This window comes from Chengkuizengella axinellae (assembly GCF_030730905.1).
Classification (GTDB): Bacteria; Bacillota; Bacilli; order Paenibacillales; family KCTC-33759; genus Chengkuizengella; species Chengkuizengella axinellae.
On sequence record NZ_JAVAMP010000001.1, the window covers coordinates 280,514 to 293,373 of the forward strand.

General features: G+C 35.2%; 14 protein-coding genes. 11 read left to right on the forward strand and 3 right to left on the reverse strand.

The genetic code is table 11. From position 1 onward, the window contains the following. Positions 1–16: 16 nt before the first annotated feature. From mnhG to yajC, 9 genes are all read left to right on the forward strand, one after another. Entirely contained in the window at positions 17–340 is a 324-nt protein-coding gene (gene mnhG, locus Q5Y73_RS01415; protein ID WP_305990839.1) for a monovalent cation/H(+) antiporter subunit G, read from the forward strand. 54 nt (positions 341–394) lie between these two features. Next, positions 395–1,069 (forward strand): MgtC/SapB family protein, encoded by a 675-nt coding sequence (locus tag Q5Y73_RS01420; RefSeq protein ID WP_305990064.1) that lies wholly within the window; start codon positions 395–397, stop codon positions 1,067–1,069. A 103-nt stretch (positions 1,070–1,172) separates the two neighbouring features. After that, positions 1,173–1,688: a crossover junction endodeoxyribonuclease RuvC gene (gene ruvC / locus Q5Y73_RS01425; protein WP_305990065.1), complete on the forward strand. Its 516-nt coding sequence runs from the start codon at positions 1,173–1,175 to the stop codon at positions 1,686–1,688. Then, the gene (gene ruvA / locus Q5Y73_RS01430; protein WP_305990066.1) at positions 1,689–2,309 is read left to right on the forward strand and encodes a Holliday junction branch migration protein RuvA; all 621 of its coding nucleotides are present in this window, start codon (positions 1,689–1,691) and stop codon (positions 2,307–2,309) included. A gap of 12 nt (positions 2,310–2,321) precedes the next feature. Beyond that, the gene (ruvB, locus tag Q5Y73_RS01435; RefSeq protein WP_305990067.1) at positions 2,322–3,326 is read left to right on the forward strand and encodes a Holliday junction branch migration DNA helicase RuvB; all 1,005 of its coding nucleotides are present in this window, start codon (positions 2,322–2,324) and stop codon (positions 3,324–3,326) included. 239 nt (positions 3,327–3,565) lie between these two features. Continuing rightward, entirely contained in the window at positions 3,566–5,644 is a 2,079-nt protein-coding gene (locus Q5Y73_RS01440) for a SpoIID/LytB domain-containing protein (protein WP_305990068.1), read from the forward strand. Between the two features lie 2 nt (positions 5,645–5,646). Next, positions 5,647–6,687 (forward strand): tRNA preQ1(34) S-adenosylmethionine ribosyltransferase-isomerase QueA, encoded by a 1,041-nt coding sequence (gene queA / locus Q5Y73_RS01445; protein ID WP_305990069.1) that lies wholly within the window; start codon positions 5,647–5,649, stop codon positions 6,685–6,687. 24 nt (positions 6,688–6,711) lie between these two features. Continuing rightward, on the forward strand, positions 6,712–7,845 hold the full coding sequence (tgt, locus tag Q5Y73_RS01450; protein WP_371320155.1) for a tRNA guanosine(34) transglycosylase Tgt: 1,134 nt from the start codon (positions 6,712–6,714) through the stop codon (positions 7,843–7,845). A 14-nt stretch (positions 7,846–7,859) separates the two neighbouring features. After that, positions 7,860–8,156, forward strand: coding sequence for a preprotein translocase subunit YajC (gene yajC / locus Q5Y73_RS01455; RefSeq protein ID WP_305990071.1), 297 nt, complete (start codon positions 7,860–7,862; stop codon positions 8,154–8,156). A gap of 161 nt (positions 8,157–8,317) precedes the next feature. On the opposite strand, the gene Q5Y73_RS01460 is transcribed toward yajC, so the two are convergent. Together Q5Y73_RS01460 and Q5Y73_RS01465 are read right to left on the reverse strand one after the other, a co-directional pair. After that, complete coding sequence (locus Q5Y73_RS01460) at positions 8,318–9,175, reverse strand: phosphatase PAP2 family protein (RefSeq protein WP_305990072.1); 858 nt, start codon at positions 9,173–9,175, stop codon at positions 8,318–8,320. Between the two features lie 81 nt (positions 9,176–9,256). Continuing rightward, the gene (locus tag Q5Y73_RS01465) at positions 9,257–9,640 is read right to left on the reverse strand and encodes a TIGR04086 family membrane protein (RefSeq protein ID WP_305990073.1); all 384 of its coding nucleotides are present in this window, start codon (positions 9,638–9,640) and stop codon (positions 9,257–9,259) included. Between the two features lie 271 nt (positions 9,641–9,911). Here Q5Y73_RS01465 and Q5Y73_RS01470 point away from each other — a divergent pair, with 271 nt between their 5' ends. Further along, positions 9,912–10,595, forward strand: a complete 684-nt coding sequence (locus tag Q5Y73_RS01470) for a DUF421 domain-containing protein (RefSeq protein WP_305990074.1) — start codon at positions 9,912–9,914, stop codon at positions 10,593–10,595. A 42-nt stretch (positions 10,596–10,637) separates the two neighbouring features. Here Q5Y73_RS01470 and spoVB read toward each other — a convergent pair whose 3' ends face one another. Beyond that, positions 10,638–12,206, reverse strand: coding sequence for a stage V sporulation protein B (gene spoVB / locus Q5Y73_RS01475; protein WP_305990075.1), 1,569 nt, complete (start codon positions 12,204–12,206; stop codon positions 10,638–10,640). Between the two features lie 199 nt (positions 12,207–12,405). On the opposite strand from spoVB, the gene Q5Y73_RS24755 reads away from it, so the two are divergent. Next, positions 12,406–12,810 (forward strand): post-transcriptional regulator, encoded by a 405-nt coding sequence (locus Q5Y73_RS24755; protein ID WP_371320122.1) that lies wholly within the window; start codon positions 12,406–12,408, stop codon positions 12,808–12,810. Positions 12,811–12,860: the final 50 nt, after the last annotated feature.

A 12,860-nucleotide genomic window follows, 5' to 3' on the forward strand; every position in this document is an offset into this window, starting at 1 on the left:
CTTGATTGTCATTTTAATGTTATTAGGTGCATTATTTAATTTATTGGGTGCGATCGGTCTTTTACGTTTACCTGATGTATATACCAGGTCTCATGCATCTACGAAAAGTGTAACCTTGGGTGTTATTTGTATTTTATTAAGTGCTTTTATGTACTTTTGGATGACTGAAGGCCACTTAAGCGCACGCCTTTTGTTAGGAATCGTGTTTGTATTTTTAACAGCTCCCGTTTCAGGGCATATGATCGTTAGAGCGGCATATCGTACAAAAGTTCCTTTATGGGATAAAAGTATTCAAGATGACTTAAAAGAAAGGTTGAACGAAAAGGATTATAACCTTTAAATAAATGTTAAAAAGGAGCTTTTCTGATTTGAATTGAGCAGGGAGATGAGAGGAATGGATATAGACATTTGGTTAAAACTTGGTTTAGCCTCACTGTTAGGTTTTATCATCGGTTTGGAAAGAGAATTAAGAAAAAAACCAATCGGATTGAAAACCTGTTTTGTTTTGGCGGTTAGCAGTTGTGTTTTAACCATTGTATCCATTGAGTCTGCTTATTTATTTGAAAAAACGGACGGGCTTGTGATGGACCCGTTGCGTTTGGCTGCTCAAATCGTAACCGGAGTTGGTTTTATTGGAGCTGGAGTGATTTTAAGAAGAAACAATGATGTAATTAGCGGACTTACTACTGCTGCAATGTTGTGGGGGGCTTCAGGACTTGGCATTGCAGTAGGTGCAGGATTTTTTTATGAAAGCATAATAGGGGCATTATTTATTTTAATTGGGGTCGAAATGGTTCCTTTTTTAATGAAATGGATCGGTCCAAAATCATTACGAATGAAAGAGAACAAATTAAGAATTGTTATCGAAGACAATCAAATACTGACTGACATCATAAAGGAAATTAAACAAAAAAAGATTAATATCAAACATGTAAGAGTAAAGGATACCAAAGAAGGTTTATACCAGTTGGATCTCAGAATCATGGTAGACGAAAAAAGATATACGACAGATGTATATTATGAGATTCATAGTATTTGCGGTGTAGTGAATGTAGATTTGGAAGGCTGAATTAGGCGTGTAATATAGATTGTTTTTTGTTACATAAGAAGCTTGATAAATCTGCATGTGATTTCACATCATATAATATTCAGTAGAGATGGGAGAGACAGGATTGCGAATATTGGGGATTGATCCAGGTTATGCAATTGTTGGATTTGGGTTTGTTGATAAAATAGGGAATAAGTTAGTACCAGTTCAATATGGATGTATTCAAACAAAAGCCCATACTGATCCAGCAATTCGTCTAATGGATATATATGATTCATTGATTAAATTGATTGATAAATATAAACCAGATGCTGCGGCAATTGAGCAATTATATTTTAATCGTAATGTAACGACTGCGATTGCTGTAGGTCAGGCTCGTGGTGTATTAATGCTGGCATGCAAACAGAAAGGGCTGGAGATTGGGGAATATACTCCATTACAGATCAAACAAGCTACTGTTGGGTATGGAAAGGCAGAAAAAAAACAAGTTCAAGAAATGGTAAAGATGTTCTTAAGCTTATCAGAAGTACCTAAACCAGATGATGTTGCTGATGCATTGGCTATTGCAATTTGTCACGCTCATTCATCCACTTTGCAGAATAAATTAAAAAATAATGTACCAAGAAGAGGAATAAAATAAATGTTAGATTATTTAAGAGGAAACTTAGCACATATAGAAACAGATTATATTGTATTGGATGTAAATGGTATGGGATATAGAGTATTCTGTTCAAACCCGTATGAATTTCAGATGGATAAAGAGTTGCAGGTGTTTATTCATCAGCATGTTAGGGAGGATGCAATTTTACTATATGGATTTAAAACAAGGGAGGAGCAGACGCTGTTCCGCCGGCTGATTGACGTTTCTGGGATTGGACCAAGAGTAGCTGTAGGTATTTTATCGGGAGCAACCCCTCAAAATATCATTACATCGATTCAACAGGAAAACATCACTTTTTTAACTAAACTCCCAGGTATAGGGAAAAAAACGGCACAAAGAGTTATTCTAGATTTAAAAGACAAGCTGGATCATATTCTTTCAGATACAATATTGGTTGATAATAAAACAGCAGTTTCATTAGACCAGAGTGACATTTCCATGCCTGCACCATGGATAGAAGCAAAAGAAGCATTAATCGGCTTAGGTTACTCAGAAAAGGAAGTCGATAAGGCTTGGGAAGATATACGCGGGAAAGTGGATCAACATGATACCGTAGAAATAATAATGAAAAAGGCATTACAATCCTTGTTTGAGGGGTAAGGAGGGACACCGATGGAAGATGATCGCATTATATCTGCTAATTTAATGATGGAGGATCAAGAAGCGGAATTAAGTCTTAGACCTCGTTATTTAGCAGAATATATTGGACAAGAAAATGTAAAGGAAAATCTTAAAATATACATAGAAGCTGCAAAACTTCGTAAAGAAGCACTTGATCATGTATTATTATACGGCCCTCCTGGATTAGGAAAAACAACCCTCTCCAACATTATTGCAAATGAATTAGGGGTTAATATTCGAGTTACCTCTGGTCCAGCTATCGATCGACCTGGAGATTTAGCTGCAATATTAACGAATCTTCAAGAAGGAGATGTTCTTTTTATCGATGAAATTCATCGTTTAAATCGACAGGTGGAGGAAGTGTTGTATCCTGCTATGGAGGATTTTGCCCTAGATATTATTATAGGTAAAGGTCCTAGTGCTCGTTCTGTTCGATTGGACTTACCTCCGTTTACGCTGATCGGAGCTACGACAAGAGCAGGATTACTGTCATCGCCATTACGAGATCGTTTTGGTGTGTTGTGTCGTTTAGAGTTTTATACGAAAGACGAATTAAGTTATATTGTATCAAGAGCTTCAGAAATTTTAGAGGTGGAGATCATAGGAGAGGCAGCGACCGAAATTGCGAAACGTTCAAGAGGGACACCTCGAATAGCAAATAGACTGCTAAAGAGGGTGCGTGACTTCGCACAAGTCAAAGGGGACGGGATTATCACTTTGGATATTTCGAAAACGGCTTTGAAGCACATTCAGGTAGATGATTTAGGGTTGGATCATATAGACCACAAAATACTAAATACAATTATTAAAAACTTCGCAGGAGGACCTGTTGGTTTGGATACGATAGCCGCAACGATTGGAGAAGAAGGTCAAACCATAGATGATGTTTATGAACCTTACTTGCTTCAAATAGGCTTCTTACAGCGTACTCCCCGCGGAAGAGTGGTGACACCTCTAGCATATCAGCATTTAGGAATAGCAATACCTGAAAATTAATGCACACTTATTAAAACAAATAGACAATTTCATGTAATCAGGTGGAGTAGTGTTTTTCTTCATCTGATTCCTGACGTTTAAGCGTTGCTAAACCTCATCAACACAACGATATTCCGATAGGAGATTTTTTGTTTTTTTTGCAGGTTTATATGAAACTTTTAGATATGAGCTGAGTCTATATTAGTAGAATAGAAACTTGCTGATGAGAGATTAGCATTTACAGGAGGATAATAACGTTTATGGCACTTATTCGTAAGCAAAAGCTATTGAGTTTAGGACTTGTTTTTTTTCTTTTATTAATGGGTAATTCATTTCATTTTACTGGAAAAGTGTATGCAGCAAAAGGTTTAGAAGATATTCGAGTTGCATTGATGATACAATCTTTGCATACTCAGCCAAGTGCCACATTGTTTGCTAGTGGAGGTTTACAAGTAGGAGTAGAGGGTTCTTCTGGTATAAAGGAATGGGTTTCTCAAGATGATTCAGGAAAAATTAGAGTAAGCATTGATCAATATATGATAAAACTATTAGAAACTAGCAATTTCAGTGAAGCTAGTACATTAAGCAATGAAGTTGATCAAGGAAATGGTTTTATCTTTAAAACAAATAAAAATGGAAATACGATATATCAAGTTTATGCAGGTACATTTGCTAGTTTCAATGAAGCAAAGAATGTGAAGTTGTCCTTAGAAAAATCTTTAAATCTTGATGATGTGACGATCACAGGACCAAATTATTTAAGTGCAGGTACATATGATCAGAAAAAAGATGCTGAGAAGCTTGTTTCAGATTTGTTTGAAGCTGGAATAGACGCTTATCTAGTAACCCAAGAAAATAATAATGGAGAAATCGTTTATTCCGTTTGGGTAGGAGAAACAGCAGATCAAGATGATTTAGATGAGATTGAGAGTAAAGTTGAACAATCGTTTTCTGGGGTAGAATTAGAAGAAATCGAAAAAGATAATCCATACCTAGTCCTTAGAAATGGGATATCATCAAGTGACAAAGGGATGGAAATATCACATTATTTCTTTAACTCGAACGGACAAAAACTGTGGATTGAATCCAATAAATCAGATATCCAAATCGATGAGAAATATAGCCGTACATACAGAGGTAATATAGAAATAACACAATATAAGGATCGTTTAGCAGTCATTAACGAACTTCCTTTTGAACAATATTTGTACAGTGTTGTAAGTACTGAAATGGGTGAGGATTGGCCTGAAGAAGCATTAAAAGCACAGGCAGTTGCAGCGCGGACCTATGCATTGCAGCTTGGTTGGAAGTATGATATTGCACATATATCAGATACAACTTATGATCAAGCATATAAAGGGTCTGGCGTTGAAAATTCTAATGTTACGAGTGCTGTAAAAGACACAGAGGGAATGGTTTTACAAGATAAGAACGGGGATTTAATTATACCTTTCTATTATTCTAATGCAGGTGGATTTACAGCATCTCCATCTGAGATTTGGGACTCCTCTATTGACTATATCGAAAGTGTACCTAGTCCAGATAATATCGCTGAAGAAGGGCTTCATTATTGGCACCATGTTGTATTACCTGACGGAACTATCGGGTATATTCGTTCAGATTTAACTTCGAAGACCACTAAAACGAATGAAGCTGGCTTTCCAATTCTCAGCGTTCTAGATAATCAAATTAATGTGAGAGCAGCTCCGTTTGTTGATAATGATATAAATGCTCCAATTGCTAAAGTGAGTACTGGTGATCAGTTGATATTACTTGAAACAGTAAGAGAATCTAATTCATATAGCTGGATCACCGGGCCTTATTCTGGTGATGAATTGTTGGACAGCATCAACAAAGTTGCAGATAATAATATCACTGGAGAGTTGGAATCGTTGGAAGTGACAGACAGAGGTCCCTCAGGTAGAGTTATAGAGCTGGAAGCAAATGGGATAGTAATAGAAGTAAGTTATCCTGATCAATATCGTACAGCATTAAATAGCGTGAAAAGTACTAGATTTGAAATCGACCAAACGAACATTTATACTGTATTAGGCGCGGACGGAGAGGCTTTGGAGTCTGATTCAAATGCAAGTCTACATGTGGTGGATTCAGACTTAACTACCAATCAAACAGATTCAGAAATCATTGTCCTTAATGGTGAAAACAATGTGAGGGTGATTACTGAGGAATCTTACTTTCGTATTATTGGTTACGGATACGGTCATGGTTTGGGAATGTCTCAATGGGGAGCTAGAGATTTAGCTGAATTTGTAGGGTATGATTACCAACAAATTCTGAAATACTACTATAAGGATGTTAACATCGTAAGGATTGATTAGTCATGAATGTGAATTTATATCATTTTGATTTGCCAGAGCATTTAATTGCACAAACACCTTTGAAAAATCGAACTAAATCTCGTCTATTAACATTGGATAAAAACACAGGCCATGTTAAACATCAACAATTTGAAGATTTTATTGAGTATTTACAGCCAAATGATACATTGGTATTAAATAATACAAAGGTGATACCTGCTAGGCTCTTTGGAACAAAAAAACATACTGGTGCAAAAGCAGAGGTTTTATTACTAAAAAATGTATCTGATGATCGCTGGGAAGCGTTGGTGAAACCTGCTAAAAGGTTGAAAAAAGGATCAATGATTGAATTTGGTCCAAGTGATCAACCTCTTCTAACTGCAGAGGTAGTAGAAGAAAGCGAAATGGGTCAACGAGTATTGAAATTTACTTATGACGGTATTTTTCCTGAAATATTAGATCAATTAGGACATATGCCTCTACCGCCTTATATTAAAGAACAGTTAGAAGATAAGGAAAGATACCAAACCGTATTTGCAAAGGAAGAAGGTTCTGCAGCAGCCCCAACAGCAGGTTTGCATTTTACAGAATCCTATTTAAAGCAAATAAGGGATAAAGGTGTGACCATAACATATGTTACTCTGCATGTTGGACTTGGTACCTTTAGACCCGTTTCTGTAGAAGACATCAATGATCACAAGATGCATTCAGAATATTATGAAATGACAGAAGAATGCGCCACAACATTAAATGAAACGGTTAAAAGTGGAGGTAGAGTGATCGCTGTTGGAACTACGGTAGTTAGAACTTTGGAAACGATAGCAAATGAACAAAAAATTGGAGAACTTACGGCATGTAGTGGATGGACAGATATTTTTATCTACCCAGGTTACGAATTGAAATTAGTGAATGCACTATTGACTAACTTTCATTTGCCCAAATCCACATTGTTAATGTTGATCAGTGCCTTTGCTGGTAGAGAAAAAGTGTTAAATGCTTATGAAGAAGCGATTCAGAATGAATACCGCTTTTTTAGCTTTGGAGATGCAATGTTTATTTATTAACGCAAGAGAGGATTATAGTTGAAAATGCCATTAAAATATGAACTTATCAAAACATGTAAACAGTCTGGTGCAAGATTGGGAAAAATTCATACACCACACGGGACAATCGATACACCTATTTTTATGCCCGTTGGCACACTTGCGACTGTGAAAACGATGAGCCCAGAGGAACTTAAACAAATGGAGGCTCAAATCATATTAAGCAACACGTATCATTTGTTTTTAAGACCAGGTCACGAAATTGTGAAAGAAGCAGGCGGATTACATACATTTATGAATTGGGATCGTCCTATTTTAACAGATAGCGGTGGATTTCAAGTATTTAGCTTGAGTGAGATGCGTAAAATCACTGAAGAAGGTGTAGAGTTTCGTTCACATCTGAATGGGGACAGGTTGTTCATTTCACCTGAGAAATCGATTGAAATTCAAAATGCACTTGGAGCTGACATTATTATGGCTTTTGATGAATGTCCTCCTTACCCAGCAGATTATGAGTATGTAAAAAAATCTTTAGAACGTACAACTAGATGGGCAGAACGCTGCATTCAAGCTCATCAAAGAAAAGAAGATCAAGCTCTTTTTGGGATTGTTCAAGGGGGCATGTATGAAGACTTAAGAAAACAAAGTGCAGAACAGTTGACTTCCTTTGATTTTCTAGGTTATGCTATTGGTGGACTAAGTGTTGGTGAACCCAAACATTTAATGTATGAGGCTTTGGAATATACAATTCCACATCTTCCATCTCAGAAACCTCGCTACTTAATGGGAGTAGGGTCTCCAGACGCTTTATTAGAAGGGACAATTCGCGGTGTAGATATGTTTGATTGTGTATTACCGACAAGAATTGCTCGAAATGGCACTACAATGACTAGTGAAGGCCGGTTAGTTATTCGTAATGCTAAGTTTGAAAAGGACTTTGGACCTCTTGATCCAAATTGTTCCTGTTATACCTGCACTAATTATTCACGTGCATACATACGTCATTTGTTAAAAGCAAATGAAATTTTTGGAATTCGTTTAACGACTTATCATAATCTTCACTTTTTGATTGAGTTGATGAAAAACGTCAGACAAGCAATATCTGAGGATCGGTTGTTGGATTTCAAAGAAGAATTTTTTGATCAATATGGCCTACATAATAACGATAAAGGATTTTGAAAGGAGGGAATTGTATGTTGTTAGCAACAGAAGCAGCAGCGGGAACAGGGAGTATTTTCACAACGTTTGTGTTGCCATTAGTATTAATGTTTGCTGTATTTTATTTCTTATTGATTAGACCACAGCAGAAAAAACAAAAAGCTCGTAACCTCATGTTAGGAGATTTGAAAAAAGGCGATAAGGTTGTTTCCATTGGTGGTATTCACGGTACAATCTTTGAAATTACAGATGATACTGTAGTTCTTCAAATTAATGATGCTACTAAAATGACATTTGATCGTTCAGCTGTAAATAGTGTGAGAGCTGATTAATAGTTAGTAGTAACAGTTTAATAAAAGTGAAAAATAGCATCAGTTATAATACTGATGCTATTTTTTTAGGAACGAAAGTCCTTATATCTTCTTCATATTATATCAAAACATAGAAATGACGTGGAAGCTATCCCACGCCATCAATGTTTAAAAAAAGTGTATTATTTTTGAATGGTTTCATTTGCATCCGTATTTTGAGCATAATAATGGGTTTTTCTTTTACCAAATTTAAAGTCTCTGTCTGCTATTCGTTGAGCTGCATAGACTGCAAATACTGCAAGTAAAACTCCACCTATCATATCAATTACCCAATGAATGCCTAGATAAAATATGGAGAATATGATGATAGCAGCACTGATTAAAACAATTCTTTTCCACTTCATATTGCTTGATTTTAAAGCGATTAAAGAAAGTGTTACAGAGATAGAGGTGTGAAGACTAGGAAAACAATTGTTTAACCCAGAAAGAGCTCTGTATTCTGTTTCAAATGTTGGGAATACATCAAGCATTAAGAAACTTACTCCTGCTGGTTCATGTGCCCAAACCTCATTGATCGGGAAAAACAAATAGAATGGGATAGCTATCCCATAGTTAAGCATGATGGCATAACAAAAAGTATAAAATAACTTATGGTCCTTTTCGTTTAAATAGACCAAAAAGGAGGCTATGATTAAAGAAGTAAAAACTACAACATAAAAAAATACAAGAATGATAGTAAGAATGTCGTTTTGGAAAAAGTTCTGAATTGTATATACAATATTCCCTTCCCAACCGTAAAACAGAGGTGTTAGGTCATACTTTAAATTCATGGATTCTTCGATTGTTAATTCTATTTTATTTAAAAATAATATAAAAGCGATCGCAGCAAAGTGCAATATCATTTTCCATGAAGTAAAAAAGGTTTTTAAAGAGCTAATAGTTGGAGAAAGGGGATTTTTAGGATATAAATATATGAAAAGAACTATAAGAGTTATAAACATATAAATATATACTTCTGTCATGGACTCAATTGAAAACATAAGTCTCCCTCCTTAGAAGTTAACTGTACAACCAACAATTGATTATAACAAAAAATGCGGAGGAAGTAAAAAATGATAAGTTTACTTTTTAAAATTCACTCCAAAAATTCCACCTAAAGCACCAATGAAAAAGGATAGGGTTAAAAAGATGATAGATTGAGCAGTTAAAACTAAAGAATCAAACCCTAAAAAGCTAATCATTAATATCAAGATACCATAAATGATGCCTAACAAACCTCCATAATACCACCCGCGATTGCCTTTTCCTTTTCCAGATATAAAACCACCCACAAACAAAGATAAGCCATGAATAAAATAAACGTATGTATCTAGTGAGCTTTCTTTCATGCTGCTGAATTTAAGTATGATCGACGTTAATAATGTTAAAATCGCCAATGAAATAAATGCATAAAAAATCCCAGAAAGCATCGGGGAAAAAGTCTTTACTTGAGTTGCCTTATTCAATATATTCCACCTCCTGAATAGAACACTTAACACATTTTATGGTCAAGCATAAAAAAGTAGTACTGATTTGTAAGAGAATTTATGAATTTGCATCCATTTTAAAGACTGGGGAATGTTTTGGAATAACTGCCAACATTTAATGGAGGTTCATTTGAATGACAAGTTTAATAAGGGGCTACAATACCATTGAATTGAATGAACGCTAGTGGAAAACAGATATTATCTGCAACGCTTCACCTTACTTTTGTGGGTACCTATAGGGGGCGGTTCAATGGATGTTTGGGGAATTATAATAAGAACGATTTTAATTTATGTAGTTGTTATTATTGTCATGAGAATCATGGGGAAAAGGGAGATCGGTAAATTATCCGTGATTGATTTAGTTGTTTCAATCATGATTGCGGAGATTGCTGTTATAGTGATTGAAGATACTAGTAGACCAATGTTAGATGGGATTTTGCCCATGGTTATATTACTCCTGATTCAGATAATTACAGCGATGATAAGCTTAAAGAATGAAAAATTAAGAAAATGGTTGGATGGTGTACCAAGCATCATTATAAAAAATGGTAAATTAAACAGAGAAGAAATGAAAAAACAAAGATACAACCTGGATGATTTGTTATTACAGTTGCGACACAATAACATTTCAGATCTTAAGGATGTAGAGTTTGCGATTTTAGAGACAAATGGGAATCTAAGTGTTGTTGAAAAAAATGAAAAAAACAACTCTATGCCAAATGAATTAACAAACTTTCGATATGAAGGATTGCCTCTCCCATTGATTTTAGATGGAAAAGTACAGGATGATCATTTAGAAAAGATCAATAAAACAAGGTTTTGGTTTAAAAACCAATTACAGGAACATGGGGTATATGATTTTAAAGATGTCTTTTTTTGTTCCATAAATCATCGTGGTGAATTGTATATTGATCTAAAAGACAAAAAAAATTAAGTAAATAACATCTCAGCAAGGTTTAAAACGATATTGGATAATTTACTTTGTGAAGTATTTTCCGAACCAAGGGATTCTTACTAAATCATATCGATCAATGAGTTTCAACCATACAATGACCATCAAATAACTAATAACGCTTAGGATACAAGAGAGTAAGAATTTAGCTAAATTAGAATGAATCCAAGGCTGTAACATCATAATAAAGATGACAATTGTCATGACGATACCGCCAAATCCAACTTTAATAAAATCCATAAATTCCATATAAAAGTTCAAATAACTCATTACACTTCTTAAATGCAATAGTGTGACCAAAATGATATTGATACTAATGGCAATAATGGCACCTAAAATTCCCATTTCTAATTTGGCTGCAAGAACATATATAAGCGTAAGTTTTATAGATGCACCAATAAAGGTGTTTAGCAATGCAGTCCCTGCTTTATTTAAAGCCTGCAATGTAGCTTGTAACGGAGCCTGAAAATAGATAAATATGGCAGCAGGTGCCATCATCTTCAGCATTTTTCCTACCTCTGTATTTTCCCCATATAAAAATGTACATAATGGTTCTGCTAAAAAATACATGATCACGATAAATGGAGCCCCTGTAACTAAAGCGAGTCTTAAAGATTGGTGCAATCGTTTATGTATAGTTTTCATATCTTTTTTTACGGCTGCCTCTGAAAGTGAGGGCACAAGTGATACTGAAAGAGAATAAGTAAGTGCACTTGGGAGAAGCAGAATAGGAATGACCATGCCTTGAAGCATACCGTATTGGGCCGTGGCAACCTTAGTTGCAACTCCTGCAATGGCTAAACTTTGTACAATCATGATGGACTCTAAAAAGTAGGAGCCTGATCCTACAAGTTTACTTGCAGTGACTGGTATTGATATATTTAACATTCTTTTTAAATTTTGAATGTGATTTTCTTTGATTCTATTATATTTGCTTCGTTTTGAAATCAAATGTCTTCGCTCATCTGTGTTTTTATATTTAAAAAGCAAAATGCACATGCCAGCTAATTCTCCAAACACAACGCCAACCATAGCTGCCGCAGCTGCATATTCTACTCCGTATGGTAAAACAATATAGGAAAATAAAAGCATCGTAATGGAACGTACTATGGTCTCAGTAATGGATGAAACAGCTGTTGGAATCATATTTTGACGACCCTGGAAATACCCTCGAAATACAGCTGAGATACTAACAAAAATGATAATAGGACTCATAGATAAAAAAGTGTAATATACTCTCTCATCTGTTAAAAGATATTCAGTGATCCATGGAGCTGCCAAGAAACAAAATAAAGTAAACAATGTGCTTAAAGTGACAGTTAGAATTAAGGAAACAAACAAGATGCTTCTTGATCGTTCGCCTTCTCCTTTTGATTCTGATTCTGCCACTAGTTTGGCAATAGCTAACGGTATACCTCCAGTTACAATGGTAATAACCACAATGAGAAAAGGATATCCCATCTGATACAACCCAATTCCTTCTGCACCAATAATTCTCGGAAGCATAATTCTAGGGACAAATCCTAATATACGATTTATCATACCTGCGGCAAGCAGGATCATCGTTCCCTTAATAAATGATTGCTTAGTCACATTGGATACCTTCTTCCTAATTAATTATGCGATAATGGACAAAGTTATATATAATGGATATGCACACCATGTCCAAACTCATGACGAGAATATGTAATTAAGGGTAAAAAGTTTTAACTAGAAGGATTCATGCAGCGTATATCGAAATATTTTATATGATGAGTAAAGTGAAAGTGAACAACTTAGGAGGATGGAGTCAATGGATGAGAAATTGTGGGAAGCACAAGATGAAGAAAGTATTATTGAAAACAATAATAAAGAAGATGAAGATTCTGCTGATGATTATCATGAAGTTATGAATGACCTCCAGCTTGAAAATGAAGAAGATAAACGAAATGAAGAACAAATAATTGAGAATAAGCAAGATCATGAGTTAAATGAACAGGAATTAAGTCAGACGATTGAAGAGCTTTGTTTAAGTAAAGCTGAGGAATTTAGAATGCTGGGTTACGATAAAGTAACTGGACATGAAATATGGCAATGCATTAGTGAGAAGTACAGCAAAAATGGTGTCCCTCATTTACATAAAATTGTAAATGATATTTTGACCTTAAAAGTGACTGCTTTCATGAATTGGTTAACCATGAACGCATATAAAGAATAAATCTGTAGTAGGTTCTAGAATTGACTCGATAATTTTGGGTAGGTATAATA

Coding starts and splice junctions, on each gene's coding strand:
- tgt (WP_371320155.1), top strand. CDS start 6,712: ATGCCATTAAAATATGAACTTATCAAAACATGTAAACAGTCTGGTGCA.
- Q5Y73_RS01460 (WP_305990072.1), bottom strand. CDS start 9,175: ATGTTTTCAATTGAGTCCATGACAGAAGTATATATTTATATGTTTATA.
- Q5Y73_RS24755 (WP_371320122.1), top strand. CDS start 12,406: ATGGATGAGAAATTGTGGGAAGCACAAGATGAAGAAAGTATTATTGAA.
- Q5Y73_RS01470 (WP_305990074.1), top strand. CDS start 9,912: ATGGATGTTTGGGGAATTATAATAAGAACGATTTTAATTTATGTAGTT.
- Q5Y73_RS01420 (WP_305990064.1), top strand. CDS start 395: ATGGATATAGACATTTGGTTAAAACTTGGTTTAGCCTCACTGTTAGGT.
- Q5Y73_RS01440 (WP_305990068.1), top strand. CDS start 3,566: ATGGCACTTATTCGTAAGCAAAAGCTATTGAGTTTAGGACTTGTTTTT.
- ruvB (WP_305990067.1), top strand. CDS start 2,322: ATGGAAGATGATCGCATTATATCTGCTAATTTAATGATGGAGGATCAA.
- ruvA (WP_305990066.1), top strand. CDS start 1,689: ATGTTAGATTATTTAAGAGGAAACTTAGCACATATAGAAACAGATTAT.
- mnhG (WP_305990839.1), top strand. CDS start 17: ATGTTATTAGGTGCATTATTTAATTTATTGGGTGCGATCGGTCTTTTA.
- queA (WP_305990069.1), top strand. CDS start 5,647: ATGAATGTGAATTTATATCATTTTGATTTGCCAGAGCATTTAATTGCA.
- yajC (WP_305990071.1), top strand. CDS start 7,860: ATGTTGTTAGCAACAGAAGCAGCAGCGGGAACAGGGAGTATTTTCACA.